This window comes from Microbacterium thalli, from assembly GCF_028737325.1.
Classification (GTDB): domain Bacteria; phylum Actinomycetota; class Actinomycetes; order Actinomycetales; family Microbacteriaceae; genus Microbacterium; species Microbacterium thalli.
The window spans coordinates 1054684-1072899 of record NZ_JAQZCH010000001.1; the positions used below are offsets into that span (position 1 = coordinate 1054684).

Consider the following 18216-nt stretch of genomic DNA (forward strand, 5'->3'; position numbering starts at 1 on the left):
TGTCAAGGGCCTGGGGTTCTCACGCGCGCCGTCGCAGGCTCGGAGCATGCAACACGCAGGGCTGCGCTGGGATGAGATCGCCGACGGTGCGTGGCGCGTCTGCGACCCGGCCCGCTCGGCATCCGACGCCGAGGCTGTCATCGCCTACGTCGAGCGCGGCGGGGACGGGGCGTTCGAGGTCGTCTGGCTGTGCGGCACCGCCGGCACGCAGACCTTCGTATCCCTCGACGACGCCGAGCGTGCGGTCGCCGCGCGCTACGCCGCCTCGCGCCGCGATGGGTCGCCCCTGTCGACCAAGCCGGTGCCGATCGCGCACCGTCCGCCGCTGTCGACGACGTGACCTGACCGGACGCGACGGGTCAGCCGCGCGGCATCCGGCTCAGGAGCAGATCGACGGCAGCCGTCGCACTCGCGTCGATGACCTCTTCGGGATCGCCGTCGTACTGCAGCAGCACGTGGCCGGTGCCGCGCTCGTCGCTCCATCCCAGGTAGACGGTGCCGGGAGCGTGACCGTCCTGAGCGTCGGGGCCGCCGACGCCGGTGACCGAGACGGCGATGTCGGCGCCGACCAGCTCGCGCGTGGCCGACGCCATCTGCTCGGCGCACTCCGCGGAGCACGGATCGACGCCTTCGCGCAGGCCGAGGACGCGCTGTTTCGTCGCCACGCGATACGCCACGACGCCGCCGGCGAACCAGTCGCTGGCGCCTTCGGCGGCGCCGATTCTCGCGGCGAGGTTCCCCGAGGTCAGTGACTCGGCCACGGCCACCACGGTGTCGGTGGCCTGGGCCCGCTGGGCAAGTACGTCGATGTCGGTCATTCGTCCTCCTGGTGGGCGACCCTAGGCGCGGCCCGACGGCCTCGCCACCGGGATTGCCCGCGACCGGACGCGGTGATACAGCGGCCGTGCCCCCGAGCACCGCAACAGTACGGTGGAGGGATGGACGAGCACCGGGCCGGGCCGCGGCGCAGCGAGCACGCCCGCCTCGCGGTGCTCACCGCGGCGGCCGAGCTGCTCGCCGAACGCGGCTACGAGCACCTGACGATCGAGGCGATCGCCCGCCGTGCCGGGGTCGGCAAGCAGACGATCTACCGGTGGTGGTCGTCGCGGGCGGGGATCCTCGCCGAGGCGCTGCTCGAGGGGCTGATCTTCCGGCACGAGCTCGCCGTACGCGACACTGGCGACCTCCGGCACGACCTGTCCGAGTGGATGACGCGGGTGGCCGAGGTGCTCGGCGCGCCGGAGGGACGCGTGCTGTTCCGGTCGCTGCTCGCCGCAGCGACGGAGGATGCTGCGGTGGGCGAGCTGATGCACCGACAGCTCAGCGCAGACGGCGGGGTGCGTGCGCGCGTCGTGGCGCACGCCGACCCGCGGCTGCCGGCCGATGAGATCGGCGACGCCATCGCGGGCTGGCTCGTGCTGCGTGCGTTGACCGGAACCGCCTCGAGCCCCGAGGCCATTCGGGCGCTCGTCGGCACTCTCGTGCCGGGTTAGGCTTGACGAGACGCAGCGTCTCGTCAAGGCGCACCGCCCCGAAGGAGAACTCCGATGGCCGAGCTGCTGTACCGCCTGAGCAAGGGAGCGGCGCGGCGCGCCTGGCTCGTCATCGTCGCGTGGATCGCCGTGCTGGGTGTGGCCGGGGGAGCCTTCGCGCTCGGCTTCGGCGGGTTGTCGTCGAGCTTCGACATCCCGGGCACGGCCTCGTCGAAGGTCACCGACGAGCTCGCCGACGAATTGCCCGACTTCGCGGGCGCGTCGGGCACCGTCGTCTTCCACGCCGAGGACGGCGCGCTCACCGACGACCAGCGCCGCGCGATCTCCGACCTCGTGGCCACGGCGACCGACCTGCCGGATGTCGCGACGGTCAACGATCCGTTCATCTCCGAGCAGCAGCGCCAGGGTCAGGCGCAGCAGGTGGCCGACGGCCGCGCGCAGATCGACGCGGCCCGCGCGCAGCTCGACGCCGGTCAGGCGCAGCTCGACGAGGGCCGGGCGCAGCTCGAGGCGGGTCAGGCCCAGCTCGACGCCGCACGCGCCCAGGCCGCGGGTGCGCCGCCCGTGGTGCAAGCCCAGCTCGACGCGCAGCAGGCGCAGCTCGACGCCGGTCTCGCCGAGCTCGAGGCGCAGCAGGCGCAGCTGGATGCCGGTCGTACCGAGCTCGAAACGCAGTCCGAGACCGCGCAGCTCGGCGCGCGTCTGCTCGAGCTCGCCGACGGCATCGCGCTCGTGTCGGAGGACGGGGCGACCGCGACCGTCAACGTCGCCTTCACCGAGCCCCGCCTCGAACTGGCCGAGGCGTCGAAGCAGGCGGTCGTCGAGCACTTCACCGCAGAGCCGATCGACGGTGTCGAGGTCGGTTTCTCGACGGAGATCTCGCAGGGCGTGCCGAAGATCCTCGGCATCGGCGAGGCCGTCGGTGTGGCCGTCGCCGCGATCGTCCTGCTGGTCATGCTCGGCAGCCTCATCGCGGCGGCGCTGCCGCTCGTGACGGCGCTGGTCGGCGTGGGCGTCGGCGTGCTCGGCGTCCTGTCGCTCTCGGGCGTCGTGCCGATGGCCTCGGTGACGCCCGTCCTCGGTGTCATGCTCGGTCTCGCGGTCGGCATCGACTACGCGCTGTTCGTGCTCAACCGGCACCGCAAGCAGCTGCTGCGCGGCATCGACCTGCACGAGTCGATCGGCCTGGCCGGCGGCACGGCCGGCAACGCGGTCGTCTTCGCCGGCTCGACGGTCGTCGTGGCGCTGCTGGCGCTCAACATCACCGGCATCCCGTTCCTCGGCCTGATGGGAACGGCCGGCGCGGTGTGCGTCGCCATCGCGGTGCTGATCGCCATCACGCTGCTGCCCGCCCTGCTCGGCCTGCTGGGCACGCGGGTGCTCGGCCGGCGCGCTCGCGCCCGCATCGGTCAGGCGGATGCCGTCACGACCCCGACGCGCGCCATGCCGACGTGGCGCGCCGTGACGACCGCGGTCGTGTCGGTCGGGCTGCTGCTCGTCCTCGCCGTCCCTGCGCTGTCGATGCGCGTCGGGCTGCCCGACGGCGCATCTGAGCCCGAGGGGTCGTACGGTCAGCGTGCGTTCGAGCTCACCGAGGACGCCTTCGGTGCCGGGGCGAACTCACCGCTGCTGGTCACGGCCAGCCTGCCGAGCGGCCTCGACGAGACCGAGCGGCTGCGCGCGCAGGTGGCGGTGGCCGAGGCGATCAGCGAGCGCGAGCACGTCAGTGCCGTCGCGCCGATCGCGGTGTCGGACAGCGGCGCGATCGCCGCCTTCCAGGTCATCCCCACGGAGGGGCCGAGCAGCGTCGCCACCGAGGACCTCGTGCGCGATCTGCGCTCCCTGCCGCCGGTCGACGGCGAGTACGCCCTCGGCGTCGCCGGTCAGGCCGCCATCAACATCGACATCTCCGAGGGACTCGTCGGCATCCTGCCGATCTACCTCGCCGTCGTGGTCGGGCTGTCGCTGATCATCATGATCGTCGTGTTCCGCTCGCTCGTGGTGCCGCTGATCGCGACCGGCGGCTTCATCCTGTCGCTGTTCGCCACGTACGGCGCGGTCGTCGCGGTGTTCCAGTGGGGCTGGGGCGCCGAGCTGATCGGACTGCACACGACGGGGCCGATCCTGAACTTCCTGCCGGTCATCCTCGTCGGCATCCTGTTCGGGCTCGCGATGGACTACCAGCTGTTCCTCGCGTCCGGCATGCGCGAGGCGTACGTCCACGGGTCGGACGCCCGCCTGGCGGTGATGCAGGGCTTCCGCGCCGGTCGGTCGGTCGTGATCGCGGCGGCGCTGATCATGGTGTCGGTGTTCGGCGGGTTCATCTTCGCCGAGGCGACGATCATCCGCTCGATGGGCTTCGGTCTCGCCTTCGGCATCCTCGTCGACGCCCTGGTCGTCCGGATGCTGCTGATGCCGGCGCTCATGCACCTGATCGGTCGCGGCGCGTGGTGGCTGCCGCGCTGGCTCGACCGCATCCTGCCCGATGTCGACGTCGAGGGCGCCAAGCTCGAGCGCACCCACCCGCACGTCTGAGTGCGGCGGCCGGGGCCGGTCAGAACGCGTCGAGGTCGGTGCGCAGGCCTCGGCCGGTGTACTCCGACCGCAGGATGCCGCGCCGGCGCAGCACCGGGACGAGCTCGTCGAGTGCGCGGTGCAGGGTGACGGGGTGCAGGTCGCCCGAGAAGATCAGTCCGTCGTTGTCGGCGTCGTCACCCAGCGCCTGGATGACGTCGGCGATCTCCTCGGCCGTGCCGACCGTCCCGCCGGCGCCGTCGGTCACGCGACCCAGCCGGGCCTTGCCGGCGAGGATGTCGCGCAGCGGTGCCTCCGAGAAGTCGCCGTAGCGCCCGAGCAGACCCCGGATCGTGCCTTTCGAGACGTGGTCGCCGAAGATCGCCGGATCGAGCGCGCGGTCGAGGTCGAGCGAGGTCAGGTCGGTCTCGAGGTCGCTCGACCACGCCTCGGCGACCTCGCGTAACGTGCCCTCGTCGGGATGGCGTGAGGCCGCGACGAGGCGATCGGCCTCGTCGGTCGAGCTCGCCACGATCGGCTTGAACACGAAGAAGGTCTTGATCGCGTCGGCGTCGCGTCCCGCGGCCAGGGCCGCCTCGCGCACGCGGGTGCGGTAGGCGCGGATGCTCGCGGGGTCGAGGTTCGACAGGGCGAGCTGGATCTCGGAGTTCGCACCGGCGAATCCGATGCCGCGCGGCGATCCGCCCGGCGAGGCGACGATCGGGTCGCCGGACGGTAGCGGCTCGGCGTTGAGCGGACCGTCGAACGAGAAGTACTCGCCGCGATGCTGCACGGCGCGGATCTTCGACCCGTCCGCGTAGATCTGCGTCTCGGGGTCGGCGATGAGGGCTCCCTCGTCCCAACTGTGCCACAGCAGCCGCAGCGCGTCGAGCCATTCCTGGGCCCGGTCGTACGCGGCGTCGTGGCCCAGGCGCTCGGTGCCGAAGTGATGCGCGGAGCCGACGTCGGTCACGACGTTGAGCCCCAGCCGGCTGCCGCTGAGGTGCTGCAGCGACGCGAACTGGCGCGCCGCGAGGTAGGGCGGCCACGCGGCCGGGTTCACCGTGGGGATGACGCCCAGGTGCTGCGTCGCGGCGAACAGGTACGGGGCGAGCGTCCACGGGTCGTGCTTCGGGCCGCCGTAGGCCTTGCGCACGCGCAGGTTCAGCGTCTCGGGGGTGATGCCGATCGAGAGGGCGTCCTCGATCAGGACGAAGTCGAATCCTGCGCGCTCCAGTTCGCGCGCCGACTGCTGGTACAGATCGGGGCGCTGCCAGGCCCAGTCCCAGCGCTGGTAGGGACGAGCCCAGCCGTGCGGACCGAATCCGCGTGAGAGGAACCACCCGAAGTGCTGCGTCCGCGTCATGCCGGCACCGCCTCGAGTTCGCGCGCGGGCACGGCTGCGGCAGCAGCGGCGAGGCCGCGGTCCAGGTCGGCGATGAGGTCGGCGGCGTCCTCGAGCCCGATCGACAGACGCAGCAGTCCCGGGCCGATGCCGATGCGCTCGAGCTCGTCGTCGGCGCGCTGCGCGTGCGTCGTCGAGGCGGGATGCAGCACCAGCGAGCGCACGTCGCCGAGGTGCGTCATCGGGGTGAACAGGCGCACCGCATCGGTGAAGGCCGCGGCGGCGGCGCGGCCGCCGGCCAGGGTGAACGAGAACAGCGCCCCTCGGCCGTGCGGCAGTAGTCGGACGGCGAGGTCGTGGTCGGGGTGCGAGGGCAGACCGCTGTAGTCCACGCCGACGACCTCGGGGCGTCGCTCGAGCCACGCGGCCAGCTGCGCGGCCGTCCCGGACTGGCGCTCCACCCGCAGCGACAGCGTCTCGATGCCCTGCAGCAGCAGGAAGGCGTTGAGTGGCGAAGGCGCAGGACCGAAACGCATCGCGACGCGACGGGCGGCGCTCAGGAAGGCCCGCTCACCGGAGCGTTCGACGAACGTGCGGCCGTCGGGGCCGCGCTCGCCGGCGATCTGGCGGAACCGTCCGGGCACCGCGTCCCAGCGGAAGCGCCCCCCGTCGACGACCACGCCGCCGAGTGCCGTGCCGTGGCCGGCGAGGAACTTCGACGCGGAGTGCACGACGATGTCGGCGCCCAGCTCGAGCGGCCGCAGCAGGTACGGCGTCGCGAGCGTCGAGTCGACGATCAGGGGGATGCCGTGGCGGTGCGCGATCGCCGCGACGGCGGGCACGTCGAGCACGCCGCCCCGCGGGTTCGCGATGGACTCGGCGACGAGGGCGCGCGTGTGCGGCCCGATCGCCGCCTCCCACGCGCCGGGGTCGCGGGGATCGGCCACGAAGTCGGTCGTGATGCCGAGCCGGCCGAGGTCGGAGCGCAGCAGTTCGCGTGTGCCCTCGTAGATGCCCGACGCCGCGACCACGTGGTCGCCCGCTTCGAGGATCGTCAGCAGCGCCGTCGTGGTCGCCGCCTGGCCGCTGCCGACCAGCAGCGCGCCGATGCCGCCCTCGAGATCGGCGATCCGGCGTTCCGCGGCCGCGGCTGTCGGGTTGCCGACGCGCGTGTAGCTGTACCCCGTGTCGGGGTCGGCGAAGCGCGCCTCGCCGTCGCCGAGGTCGTCGAACTCGAAGCCCGCGGTCAGATAGATGGGCGTCGCGCGGGCGCCGTGGGCGTCGAAGCCGCGAGCGCCGGCATGCAGCTGACGTGTCGCGAAGGCCAGGGGCGCGTCGGAGGTCTCGGGTGCGGACATGGCCGAAACTGTACGGCTCGCTCCGCGCGGCGCGGGGTGCCGTCGTCACGAAGGGTCACGCGGGCCGCGCCCGGCGGCATCCGTGTGTCGTCGTGTGTGCTCGCGTTTCCGCGTGTTTCGGTAGGGGAGGACACCCGCGCAGGCGCTGATGACCATGGGAGCATGTCCCCCCTGGTGAGCGTCGACGACCTCGCCGCCGAGCTGGCGGCGGGCGTGCCGGTGCGTCTGCTCGACGTGCGCTGGCGCCTCGATCGCGCCGAGGGGCGTCCCGACTACCTCGCGGGGCACCTGCCGGGCGCGGTGTACGTCGACCTCGAGCGCGAGCTCGCGCGCCCCGGTCGGCCCGAGCAGGGGCGGCATCCGTTGCCGGCGCGCGACGACCTCGAAGCCGCGGCCCGTCGCTGGGGCGTGCAGCCGGGGGATCGGCTCGTCGCCTACGACGACAACGACGGGGTCGCCGCCGCGCGGGCGTGGTGGCTGCTGCGTCGCCACGGCCTCGACGTCCGCGTGCTCGACGGCGGCTTCCGCGCGTGGATCGCCTCGGGCAGGCGGCTCGAGCGCAGCGACCGGGCCGCTGCCGGCGGGCACATCCGGCTGGGCGAGGCCCGCGGCGGGTGGGCCGACATCGACGACGCGGCGGTGGCCCCGCGGCACGGCGTGCTGCTCGACGTCCGCGCGCCGCAGCACTACCGCGGCCAGGCGGCCGGGCTCGATCCCGTGGCGGGGCACATCCCGGGCGCGGTCAACCTGCCGACCGTCACCCACATCGCCCCGGACGGGCTGCTCCGCGGCCCCGACGAGATCCGCGCTGCGCTCGCGACCGTGGGCATCGCGCACGACACCGACGTCGTCCTCACATGCAGCTCGGGCATCGCCTCAGCGCATACCGCTCTCGCGTTCGCCGTCGCGGGCTATCCGCGGGTGCGGGTGTTCGCCGGCTCGTGGAGCCAATGGTCGCGGGACCGGGGCCGCCCCGTCGCGACGGGATCGGCCCCGGCGGCGGCGATCGGGGTGGTCTGAGCGGTCGCTCAGGCCTCGATGGCGGACCGCTCGCTGAGGCGGTGCCAGGTGCGGTTGTGGTAGACGAGGGCGTCGCCGTGGCCACCGGGCTCGACGTCGCGCTCGACGTGCGACTGCAGGGCGTGCCCGGCGATGACGATCGACCCGCCCGCGTCCATGCGCGAGACGACGGCGCAGCGCACCCAGGCGCGCACGCCCCGGTATACGGGCTCGCCGGTGGTCAGCCGCGACCAGGCCGTCGTGTCGGCGAAGCGGTCGACGCCGCTCGTGGCACCGAGCTTCGCGAGCGGCAGGTCGTCGGCGTCGAGGAGGTGCACGACGACCGTCTCGGCGTTCGACAGCACCGCCGATGCCGACGACTGCGCCGAGACCGAGAAGACGAGCAGGGGCGGGTCGGCGCTCACCGAGGACACCGACGTCGCCGTGAGGGCGACGGGACCGTCGCCGGCGTCGGCGGTGATGACCGCGACCCCGCCCGGGTGTCCGCGGAACAGGGTCTTGAACTCGTCGGCGGACAGCGAAGCGCCCAGGTGACGAGAAGGGTGCTCTGCGGAGGGGTCGAGGTTCGGCTGCGACATGATCACGACGTTAGTAACCCGCGGGGGCCGTCACATGTTCCGTGACCGATCGAGACGGTCGATGACGGCATGTGACGGCCGTCGGATGCCGGAGCCCCGGCGTCACGCGCCGACGCGTCGCGTCGCGGCATCCAGTCCCTGCGACAGGTCCGCGATCAGGTCGTCGACGGTCTCGATGCCGATCGACAGGCGCACGAGGCCGTCGCCGATGCCGAGGCGTGCGCGCTCGTCGGCGGGGAACGACACGTGCGTCGTCGTGGCCGGATGCAGCGCCATCGAGCGGACGTCGCCGATGTTGGTCATGCGGCTGAACACCTGCAGGGCGTCCATGAACGCCTCGGCGGCGTCGCGACCGCCCCGGACCGTGAACGCGAAGACCGAACCGGCGTGGCCGCCGAACCGGTCCCGCGCGATGTCGTGGAAGGGGTTGTCGGGCAACCCGGCGAAGTCGACGCTCTCGACGGCGGGATGCGCGTCGAGCCAGGCCGCGACGGCGGCGGCGTTCGCGAGGTGGCGCTCCATCCGCAACGACAGTGTCTCGATGCCCTGCTGCAGCAGGAACGAGTTCACCGGCGACAGGGCCGCGCCCAGGTCGTTGACGATCCCGAACCGCAGATACGCCTCGAGCGCGCGCTCGCCGTACGCCTCGACGTACGAGGGCTTGCCGGCCGTCCCGGCCTCGGTGAGCCCCGGGTACGCGCGCGATGAGCCGACCCAGTCGAAGCGTCCGCCGTCGACGATCGCGCCCGAGAGGGCGGCCCCGTGACCGGAGAGGAACTTCGTCGACGAGTGGATGACGACGTCGGCGCCGAGCTCGAGCGGACGGATGAGGTACGGGGTCGCGACGGTGTTGTCGACGATCAACGGGATGCCGTGGCGGCGCGCGATCCGCGAGACGGCGACGACATCGACGAGGTCGTTCTTCGGGTTCGGGATGGTCTCGATGAAGATGGCCTTCGTGGCGGGACCGATCGCGGCGTCCCACGCGGCCTCGTCGCGGGCGTCGCGCACGTAGTCGCTCGCGACCCCCAGGCGCGCGAAGGTGCGGTCGAAGAGGATGCGCGTGCCGCTGTAGATGCTGGCGGTCGAGACGATGCGCTCGCCCGCGCCCGCGAGACCCAGCAGCACCGCGGTGATCGCGGCCTGCCCCGAGCCGACGACGATGGCGCCGCTGCCGCCTTCGAGCGAGGCGATGCGCCGCTCGGCGACCTGATGCGTCGGGTTGAGGTTGCGCGAGTACAGCTGGCCGTCGTCGGCTCCGGTGAAGCGTGCCTCGGCCTGCGCGAAGGAGTCGAAGCGGTAGGCGGCGGTGAGGTACACCGGCGTGATCCGGGCGCCGTGCCCCGGCTCGGCGGTCTCGCCCGCGTGCACCTGTCGCGTGTCGAAGCCGAACCCGTGCCAGTCGTAGCGCGGCGGCAGGATCTCGTGCGTCGGATCGTCGAGCGGCGGGGTCACCCCCTCAGGCTAGGGCGCCGCCGGTGCGGCATCCGATCGGGGCGTCACACGGCGACAAACGCCGTGCTCGACACCCGCCGCCGCGTCGCTTAGGGTGGTCGCGTGCGAACCTGTCGCTGTTGCCGCTGAGTGCCCGCCCCGGGCACCCCTCCGACGACCCCCGACAGCACCGCGCCTCTGAGCGCGCGGACATCCTGAGGACACCCTCGTGCGTTACGCAGACAACATCGCCGAACTCGTCGGCAACACACCGCTCGTCCGCCTGAACCGGGTGACCGGCGACATCGCGGCGACCGTGCTGGCGAAGATCGAGTACTTCAACCCCGGCAGCTCGGCGAAGGACCGCATCGCGTCGCGCATCATCGACGCCGCCGAACGCGACGGCCTGCTGCGCCCCGGCGGGACGATCGTTGAGCCCACGAGCGGCAACACCGGCGTCGGGCTCGCCCTCGTGGCGCAGCAGCGCGGCTACCGCATGGTGTTCGTCGTGCCCGACAAGTTCGCCGGCGAGAAGGTCGCGGTGCTCCGGGCGTACGGCGCCGAGGTCGTCATGACGCCGACGAGCGTCCCGCCCGACCACCCGGACTCGTACTACAGCGTCTCGGACCGGCTGGCGCGGGAGATCCCCGGCGCGTTCAAGCCGAACCAGTTCGCGAACACGAACGGCCCCCGCGCGCACTACGAGACGACGGGGCCCGAGATCTGGCGCGACACCGACGGCCGGGTGACCCACTTCGTCGCGGGCGTCGGCACCGGCGGCACCGTCACCGGCACCGGGCGCTACCTTCGCGAGACCTCGAACGGTGCGGTCACCATCGTCGGAGCCGACCCCGAGGGATCGATCTACAGCGGCGACGTCGCGCCCTACCTCGTCGAGGGCGTCGGCGAGGACTTCTGGCCCGGCACCTTCGACCCCACCGTCGTCGACCGGTACGAGCGCGTCGGCGACCGCGAGTCCTTCGCGATGACGCGGCGGCTCGCGCGCGAAGAGGGGCTGTTCGTCGGCGGATCGTCGGGCATGGCCGTCGTCGCGGCGCTGCGCACGGCTCGGGGGCTCGGCCCCGATGACGTCGTCGTCGTGCTGCTGCCCGACCACGGACGCGGCTACCTGTCGAAGATCTTCGACGACGACTGGATGCGGGCGCGGGGCTTCGCCGACCTCCTGCCCGATCAGCCCACGACCCACACATCCGGCACCGACCCGACCGGCACCGACCTGACCGGCACCGCCCCGACCCTCACCGACCCGACCGTCACCGACCCGAGGAACGACGCATGAGCACCCACGAAGCGGCCCACGGACTCGCGAGCCTCGCCGTCCACGCCGGCCAGCAGTTCGACCCCACCACCGGCGCCGTCATCCCGCCGGTCCACTTCTCGACGACGTTCGCTCAGGACGGCATCGGCGGTCTGCGCGGCGGGTACGAATACGGTCGTTCCGGCAACCCGACCCGCACGGCGCTGCAGCAGCAGCTCGCGGCGCTCGAGGGCGGGGCGCACGGCTTCTCGTTCGCGTCCGGGCTCGCCGCCGAGGACGTGCTGCTGCGTGCGGCGCTGCAGCCCGGCGACGAGGTGCTGCTCGGCAACGACGTCTACGGCGGGACGCACCGGCTGATCGCCCGCGTGCTCGCACCGTGGGGCATCGGGCTCCGCGTCGTCGACATGAGCGACCTCGACGCCGTGCGTGCAGCGGTGCGCGAGCGCGCGCCGAAGGTGCTGTGGGTCGAGACCCCGTCGAACCCGCTGCTGCGCATCACCGACATCGCCGGGCTCGCCGCGATCGGCCACGAGGCGGGGTCGCTCGTCGTCGTCGACAACACCTTCGCCACGCCGGCCCTGCAGCGACCGCTCGCCCTCGGCGCCGACGTCGTGGTGCACTCCACGACGAAGTACCTCGGCGGACACTCCGACGTGGTCGGCGGTGCGCTGATCCTCGACGACGAGGCGCTGGCCGAGCAAATCGGGTTCCTGCAGTACGCCGCCGGCGCGGTGTCGGGGCCGATGGACGCGTGGCTGACGACGCGCGGCATCAAGACGCTCGATGTGCGCATGCAGCGCCACAGCGAGAACGCCGGCGCCATCGCGTCCTTCCTCGAGGGACACGACCGCGTCGCCCGGGTGTACTACCCGGGCCTGGCGTCGCACCCGGGGCACGAGCTCGCGGCACGGCAGATGACGCGCTTCGGCGGCATGCTCTCGCTCGCGCTGGAGTCGGGCGAGGCCGCGCGTCGCTTCGCCGAGTCGACGCGGCTGTTCCAGCTCGCGGAGTCGCTCGGCGGCGTCGAGTCGCTCGTGAACTACCCCGATGCCATGACCCACGCTTCGGTGCGGGGCACGGAGGCGGCCGTGCCCGTCGAGGTGGTGCGGCTGTCGGTGGGCATCGAGGACGTCGACGACCTGCTCGCCGACGTGGAGCAGGCGCTGCGCTGACGCCGGTTGCGCCTCGCCCCGCCCCCGCCGGTTCAGCCGCGACGGAAGAGGCGTCGGCGCCGGGGCGGATCGGAGGAGGAATCGGATGCCGCTGCTCGGGCGGCATCCGCTCGTCTCGCCCGCCACGCGGCGACCTCGGCCTCGACGTCGCGGGTCGGGGTCACGACCGGCGGGCCCCCGAGTAGCTGACGGCGCGCCTCGATCACGCGTCGGTTGAAGTCCGAGACGTACTCGCGCACGTCCTCTTCGCGGCTCAACGCGTCGGCACGGGCATCGAACTCGACGTGCTCGGTGCGCAGCATGAGTGCGGGCGGCCCGAGGCCCGTGAGCTGTTCGGTGCGGATCTTGCGCCGGATCCACCAGTCGGGGTCGTGCTCGTCGCCGAGGCCCTCGATCGGCTTGCCGGCTCCGGGCAGGTCGTCGAAGTCGCCGCGGCGGATCGCCTGCTGGATGGACGTCTCGATGTAGGCGGCGCGCTCGCGCGGACCGGGCGGGGTGGCGGGGGCATCGTCGCTCATGTCGTTCTCCTCCTCCAGCCTAGGGTCGGCCGAGAGCGGCGGCGCCGGCGCGCGACGGGAGAGAATGGAGCAATGCCTGCCGCCGATCCTGCCGCCGATCCCGTCCCGCAGTCGTGGTGGCGGCGCGAGGCGGGCGAGCTCGGGCGCAGCCTGACCCGGTTCGGCCCGGCGCCCGGACCGCGTTGGCATCTCGGGCTGCAGGCGGCGACGGCGATGGCGGTGCCCGTGGTCGCGCTGTCGGCGATCGGTTACGAGAGCATCGGCCTGCTCGCCGCGACGGGCGCGTTCGCCACGCTCTACGGCGGTCGTTTCACGCCGCGCGAGCGGATCGTGGTCGTCCCGATCGTCGCCGCCCTGCTGGGGGCGTGCGCGGCCGCGGGGGTGCTCGCCGCCGTCCTCGGTCCCGTCGTGGTCGCCGCGGGCCTCGTGGTGGTCGCCGTTGCGGCATCCGCGCTCGTCTTCGGGCTCTCCGTGGGGCCGCCCGGGCCCTTGTTCCCGGTTCTCATCTATGGGCTCTCGGCACACGTGACGGCACCGACCGCGTCGCACCGCGGCCTCGATCCCGGGCTCTACCTCGCGGTGCTCGCGGCCTCGCTCGCGTTCGCGTGGGTCGTGACGGCGATCCCCGCGCTGCGATCGAAGCATCGCCGCACGCCGCCGCGCCCGCTGTCGGCGCTCTTTCCGCGCGCCCACCGCGAAACCGAGGCTCGCACGCTCGTCGTGCGGGCGGCCGCCGTGGCGATCGTCGGCACCGCGGCGTCGCTCGTCGTCGATCCCGAGCGGGCGTACTGGATCGTGGGGGCGGGGATCGCCGTGCTGGGCGTGAGCACGAGCCGTCGGGTGGCGCTCTCGCGCGGCATCCATCGGGCCCTCGGGACCGCTGTCGGTGCGGGCGTGTACCTCGCGATCGCGTTCGTCCCGCTGCCGGGGATCGTGCTGGGTGTGGTCCTCGGGGCGCTGCAGTTCGTCGTCGAGCTCGTCGTCGTGCGGCATTACGCGCTCGCGCTGCTGTTCATCACCCCGCTCGTGCTGCTCATCCTGGGCGCGGCGGGCGGGAGCGGGCCCGAGCTCGCGATTGAGCGCGTCGTCGACACCGCCGTCGGTGCGGCGCTCGGGACGCTCAGCAGCCTGATCGTCGTCCGGGGCAGAACGCCGCGCGCCGCCGCATGAGCGATCGGGCATACCGGGTATGTATATACTCGCAAACTGCATACCCGGTAGGCGGAAGGACATCATGTCGGTGCGACTGAGCCTGCTGGCGATCCTCGACCAAGGCCCGTGCTACGGGTATCAGCTGCGGTCGGAGTTCGACCGTCGCACCGGCTCGACGTGGCCGCTCAACGTGGGCCAGATCTACAACACGCTCGACCGGCTCGAGCGCGACGGGCTCGTCGAGAAGGGCGCGGTCGACGAGCAGGGTCACGTGTACTGGCAGATCACGGATGCCGGTCGCGCCGAGGTGTCGTCGTGGCTGCGTTCGCCCGTCGAGCGTCCGTCGGGTACGCGTGACGAGCTGGCCATCAAGCTCGCGGTGGCCGCGACGCTGCCCGGAGTCGATGTCGCCGGAGTGATCCAGGAGCAGCGCCGCGCCTCGCTCGCTCAGGCGGCGGAGCTGCGCGCCGCGGTCTACCCGGGCCCGGATGCCGACGGGCCCGAGCAGCTCGCATGGTCGCTCGTCACCGACTCGATGATCTTCGCCGTCGAGGCCGAACTGCGGTGGCTCGAGCACGTCGAGCAGAGGCTGGGGCAGCGCCCCGAGCGCACCCTGGGGCTCGAGCTGTCGACCGTCCGGCCCAAGCGCGGCCGGCCCGCTCGCCGCGCCGCCTGAGCGCCCTTCTCAGGCGACTGCCAGGAAACCGCCGCGATCCGCACGAGGATGCGGATCGCGGCGCGGGCATCCGGGGCGTTCGACCCGATCGCGTCGAAGTCGTCCAATCCGCATCCGGGGGTCGTCCCGGATAGCCCCCCGTGCCGCAACTCTGCGGGACGTGATGGAAGGAAGAGACATGCGTACGAACCTGAAGCGAGCAGCATTCTTCGGCACGGCAGGCCTCGGCGTCGCCGCGATCGCCACCGCCGGATTCGCTCTGCCCGCGTCGGCCGACGACAGCACGTCCGTCGACTCGTCCACCACCGACACGAACACCTCGACCGATGTGTCGTCGTCGTTCGACGCGCTGTCGACGTTCATCGACGGCGTGCTCGACGCGAACGGCAACGCGGTCGGCGAGAACGCCGCCATCGGCAACCTCGGTCTCGACGGCGGCCTCGTCAACGGCCCGCTCATCAGCGACGTCGGCAACGGCGCGCTCCTGTCGGGCAACGACACCCCGATCGCCTCGGGCAACGAGACCAACGCCCCGATCGGCTCGGGCAACGACACCGCCGTGGACGCCCCGATCGGCTCGGGCAACGAGGTCGGCAACGGCAGCGGCAACGGCAACGAGGTCGGCTCGGGCAACGAGACCGGCAACGGAAACGAGACCGGAAACGGCAACGAGGCGGGCACCGGCAACCAGGCCGACACCGACCTCGGCAACGGCACCGACGTGGGCACGGGCGACGTCAGCACCGGCGACCTCACGAGCGGCATCGAGAACACCGTCGACAACACGGTCGACAACCTCGTCGGCGACGTCTCGTCCGACGTCGACGACCTCGTGGGCGGCATCCTCGGCGACCGCTGATCCACGGCGCGGCGGGCGCATCCCGGCCGCCGCACCCATCCGCACGGGCGGCATCGACCACGGTCGGTGCCGCCCGTCGGCGCGCCGGGGGCGTGAGCCCGCCCGCTAGCCTGGCGGCATGAGCGAAGAGGCGCCCGGTCGGCTGCGCGTGGGCGTGCGGGATGTCGCCGCTGCGGCCGGCGTGTCGACGCAGACGGTCTCGCGCGTGCTCAACGACCACCCCCACATCCGGCCCGAGACCCGCGACCGCGTCGTGGCCGCGATGGCCGAGCTCGGCTACCGCGTCAACAACGCCGCGCGCAGCCTCGGAACGGCGACGACGCGCACCATCGGCGTCCTCGCCTCCGACATCGACCTCTTCGGCCCGGCCGCAGGCATCGCCGCGCTCGAACGCGCGGCTCGGTCGGCGGGGCGGTGGACCGCGACGGCCTACGCGGACGGCGTCGACGCCGCGAGCGTCGCGGAGGCCGCCGAGCACCTGCTCGCGCAGGGGGTGGACGGCATCGTCCTCGTCGCCCCCCACACCACGGCGATCGAAGCGCTCGACCTCGCGCGATCGGGGGTGCCGATCGTGTCGCTTCCGGGGGACGCGTCGGCGCCCGCGCAGCGGCAGGCCGAGGGCGCCGCGCTCGCCGTCGACCACCTCGTCGAGCTCGGACACCGCCGCATCGGGCAGGTCTCGGGTCCGTCGGAATGGCTCGAGGCGATCGCGCGCGACCGCGGCGCGGCCGACGCGCTCGCGCGTCACGACCTGACCGCGGCGGGCCGATGGGCGGGGGACTGGTCCGCTGGGTCGGGCGCGGCTCTCGCGGCCCCGATCGCCGACGCGCTGCGCGGCACCGATCCGCCGACGGCGTTCGTCGTCGCGAACGATCAGATGGCCCTCGGGTTGATCTCGGGGCTCGACGCCCTCGGGGTGTCGGTGCCGCGCGACGTGAGCGTCGTCGGATTCGACGACCACCCGGATGCCGCCTTCTACCGGCCGGCGCTGACGACGGTGCGTCTCGACATCGCCGGCGAGGCGCGACGCTGCGTCGCCGTGCTGCTGGGCGAGCCGCACCCGGCCGCGCCCGAGCCGCCGCGCCTCGTCGTGCGCGCGTCCACCCGGTCGCGCTGAGTCGGCGCCCGGCGCGCTTGCGCACCGGGCTGGTGCCGGTGGTGGTGCCCGCGCTCTGTTACCGGTAACATGATCGCACCGCGGCTCGACCAATGGAGGCATCCGTGACCAACAGCGCCACTCGCGACGACATCGTCGCCGGTCGCACCAGTCTGGGCATCGAGTTCGGCTCGACCCGCATTAAGGCATGCCTGGTCGGGCCCGACCCCACCGATGTCATCGCGACGGGGTCTCACGCGTGGGAGAACCGCTTCGAGGATCGGCGCTGGACGTACGCGCTCGATGACGTGTGGTCGGGGGTGCAGGCCGCCTACGCCGACCTCGTCGCGAACGTGCGCGCCGCCCACGGCGTCACTCCCGAGACCTTCGGTGCGATCGGCGTGTCGGCCATGATGCACGGCTACCTCGCGTTCGACGCGTCCGACGAGCTGCTCGTGCCGTTCCGCACGTGGCGCAACACGAGCACGGGTCCGGCCGCGGCCGAGCTCAGCGCGCTGCTCGGCATCAACATCCCGCTGCGCTGGTCCATCGCTCATCTGCACCAGGCGGTGCTCGACGACGAGCCGCACGTCGCCGACATCCGATTCGTCACGACCCTCGCCGGCTACGTCCACGGACGCCTGACGGGCGAGAAGGTGCTCGGCGTCGGCGACGCGTCGGGCATGTTCCCCATCGACCCCGCGACCCGCGACTACGACCAGCGCCGCGTCGACCTCTTCGACGCACACGCGGCGGGCCGGCTGCCCGCCGACCTGCGCTCGCTGCTGCCCGCGGTGCGCGTCGCGGGACAGGCAGCCGGGTCGTTGACGCCCGCGGGTGCGGCCTTGCTCGATCCGTCCGGCGCCCTGCGCCCCGGCGTTCCGTTCTGCCCGCCCGAGGGCGATGCCGGCACCGGCATGGTGGCGACGGCTGCGGTCGCGCCGCGCACCGGCAACGTCAGCGCCGGCACGAGCATCTTCGCGATGGTGGTGCTCGAGCGCCCGCTGCAGAGCATGCACCACGAGATCGACGTCGTCACCACCCCCGCGGGCGACCTCGTCGCGATGGTGCACTGCAACAACGGAGCCAGCGAGCTCGCCGCGTGGGCGGGCATGTTCGAGCGATTCGCCGCCGCCGCCGGCTTCCCGCTCGAGCCCGACGCCGTCTACGAGGCGCTCTTCCGCGAGGCGCTCGCCGGCGAGGCGGACGCGGGCGGGCTGCTCGCGTACAACCACCTCGCCGGAGAGCCGATCGCGGGAACCGACGAGGGGCGCCCGCTGTTCGTGCGCACCCCCGACAGCCGATTCACGCTGGGCAACGCGATCCGCGCGCAGCTGTACGGCGTGTTCGGCACGCTCGCCCTCGGCATGCGCGTGCTCGACGCCGAGGGTGTCGCGCTCGACCGGATGTTCGCGCACGGCGGGATGTTCCGCACCGCCGGCGTCGCGCAGCGGTTCCTCGCCGCAGCACTCGCCGCCCCCGTCGCCGTCGGCGAGACCGCCTCGGAGGGCGGAGCCTGGGGCATCGCCGTCCTCGCCGCCTACCTCGACCACAGCGCGGATCTCGACCTCGACACCTACCTGCAGCAGCGCGTGTTCGCCGCGGCATCCATCGACGTCGCCGAACCCGACGACGCGGATGCCGCCGGCTTCGCCGCCTACCTCGACCGATACGACGCCGGCCTCGCGATCGAACGCGCCGCCGTCGCCGCCCTCTCGTAAC

The 18216-nt window shown here is 72.9% G+C and carries 16 protein-coding genes and 1 pseudogene; 11 read left to right on the forward strand and 6 right to left on the reverse strand.

What is annotated here, in order from left to right; translation table 11 throughout:
• The first annotated feature begins 46 nt into the window (after positions 1 to 46).
• Positions 47 to 340, forward strand: coding sequence for a hypothetical protein (locus PUW82_RS05140; protein ID WP_274221220.1), 294 nt, complete (start codon positions 47 to 49; stop codon positions 338 to 340).
• A gap of 19 nt (positions 341 to 359) precedes the next feature.
• Here PUW82_RS05140 and PUW82_RS05145 read toward each other — a convergent pair whose 3' ends face one another.
• On the reverse strand, positions 360 to 818 hold the full coding sequence (locus PUW82_RS05145) for a CinA family protein (RefSeq protein WP_274221221.1): 459 nt from the start codon (positions 816 to 818) through the stop codon (positions 360 to 362).
• Between the two features lie 120 nt (positions 819 to 938).
• Here PUW82_RS05145 and PUW82_RS05150 point away from each other — a divergent pair, with 120 nt between their 5' ends.
• Positions 939 to 1493, forward strand: a complete 555-nt coding sequence (locus tag PUW82_RS05150; RefSeq protein WP_274221222.1) for a TetR/AcrR family transcriptional regulator — start codon at positions 939 to 941, stop codon at positions 1491 to 1493.
• A 54-nt stretch (positions 1494 to 1547) separates the two neighbouring features.
• Positions 1548 to 4028 (forward strand): MMPL family transporter, encoded by a 2481-nt coding sequence (locus PUW82_RS05155; protein WP_274221223.1) that lies wholly within the window; start codon positions 1548 to 1550, stop codon positions 4026 to 4028.
• Between the two features lie 19 nt (positions 4029 to 4047).
• Here the strand turns inward: PUW82_RS05155 and PUW82_RS05160 are convergent, their stop codons facing one another.
• The gene (locus PUW82_RS05160; protein WP_274221224.1) at positions 4048 to 5373 is read right to left on the reverse strand and encodes an LLM class flavin-dependent oxidoreductase; all 1326 of its coding nucleotides are present in this window, start codon (positions 5371 to 5373) and stop codon (positions 4048 to 4050) included.
• Complete coding sequence (locus PUW82_RS05165) at positions 5370 to 6710, reverse strand: O-acetylhomoserine aminocarboxypropyltransferase/cysteine synthase family protein (protein WP_274221225.1); 1341 nt, start codon at positions 6708 to 6710, stop codon at positions 5370 to 5372. The genes PUW82_RS05160 and PUW82_RS05165 overlap by 4 nt, the downstream gene beginning before the upstream one ends.
• 162 nt (positions 6711 to 6872) lie before the next feature.
• Here PUW82_RS05165 and PUW82_RS05170 point away from each other — a divergent pair, with 162 nt between their 5' ends.
• Complete coding sequence (locus PUW82_RS05170) at positions 6873 to 7730, forward strand: sulfurtransferase (RefSeq protein WP_274221226.1); 858 nt, start codon at positions 6873 to 6875, stop codon at positions 7728 to 7730.
• 8 nt (positions 7731 to 7738) lie between these two features.
• Here the strand turns inward: PUW82_RS05170 and PUW82_RS05175 are convergent, their stop codons facing one another.
• Both PUW82_RS05175 and PUW82_RS05180 read right to left on the reverse strand, forming a co-directional pair.
• Positions 7739 to 8308, reverse strand: coding sequence for a flavin reductase family protein (locus PUW82_RS05175; protein ID WP_274221227.1), 570 nt, complete (start codon positions 8306 to 8308; stop codon positions 7739 to 7741).
• A 102-nt stretch (positions 8309 to 8410) separates the two neighbouring features.
• Positions 8411 to 9730 carry an O-acetylhomoserine aminocarboxypropyltransferase/cysteine synthase family protein gene (locus PUW82_RS05180; RefSeq protein ID WP_274221751.1) on the reverse strand — a complete coding sequence of 440 codons (1320 nt, stop codon included), beginning with the start codon at positions 9728 to 9730 and terminating at the stop codon, positions 8411 to 8413.
• Between the two features lie 241 nt (positions 9731 to 9971).
• On the opposite strand from PUW82_RS05180, the pseudogene PUW82_RS05185 reads away from it, so the two are divergent.
• Positions 9972 to 11024 (forward strand): annotated as a pseudogene (locus PUW82_RS05185) (pyridoxal-phosphate dependent enzyme); the annotation flags it as partial.
• A gap of 14 nt (positions 11025 to 11038) precedes the next feature.
• Complete coding sequence (locus tag PUW82_RS05190; RefSeq protein WP_274221228.1) at positions 11039 to 12193, forward strand: cystathionine gamma-synthase; 1155 nt, start codon at positions 11039 to 11041, stop codon at positions 12191 to 12193.
• Positions 12194 to 12225: 32 nt separating this feature from the next.
• Here the strand turns inward: PUW82_RS05190 and PUW82_RS05195 are convergent, their stop codons facing one another.
• Positions 12226 to 12711, reverse strand: coding sequence for a DnaJ family domain-containing protein (locus PUW82_RS05195; protein WP_420792719.1), 486 nt, complete (start codon positions 12709 to 12711; stop codon positions 12226 to 12228).
• A 72-nt stretch (positions 12712 to 12783) separates the two neighbouring features.
• On the opposite strand from PUW82_RS05195, the gene PUW82_RS05200 reads away from it, so the two are divergent.
• The 5 genes from PUW82_RS05200 (at position 12784) to PUW82_RS05220 (ending at position 18215) form a co-directional block, all read left to right on the forward strand.
• A complete protein-coding gene (locus PUW82_RS05200; protein WP_274221229.1) occupies positions 12784 to 13881 on the forward strand; it encodes an FUSC family protein in 1098 nt (365 codons plus the stop codon).
• A gap of 64 nt (positions 13882 to 13945) precedes the next feature.
• Entirely contained in the window at positions 13946 to 14539 is a 594-nt protein-coding gene (locus PUW82_RS05205) for a PadR family transcriptional regulator (RefSeq protein WP_274221230.1), read from the forward strand.
• A 178-nt stretch (positions 14540 to 14717) separates the two neighbouring features.
• Entirely contained in the window at positions 14718 to 15398 is a 681-nt protein-coding gene (locus PUW82_RS05210; protein ID WP_274221231.1) for a hypothetical protein, read from the forward strand.
• A gap of 118 nt (positions 15399 to 15516) precedes the next feature.
• On the forward strand, positions 15517 to 16515 hold the full coding sequence (locus PUW82_RS05215) for a LacI family DNA-binding transcriptional regulator (RefSeq protein WP_274221232.1): 999 nt from the start codon (positions 15517 to 15519) through the stop codon (positions 16513 to 16515).
• 92 nt (positions 16516 to 16607) lie between these two features.
• The gene (locus PUW82_RS05220; protein ID WP_420792720.1) at positions 16608 to 18215 is read left to right on the forward strand and encodes a xylulokinase; all 1608 of its coding nucleotides are present in this window, start codon (positions 16608 to 16610) and stop codon (positions 18213 to 18215) included.
• Position 18216: the final 1 nt, after the last annotated feature.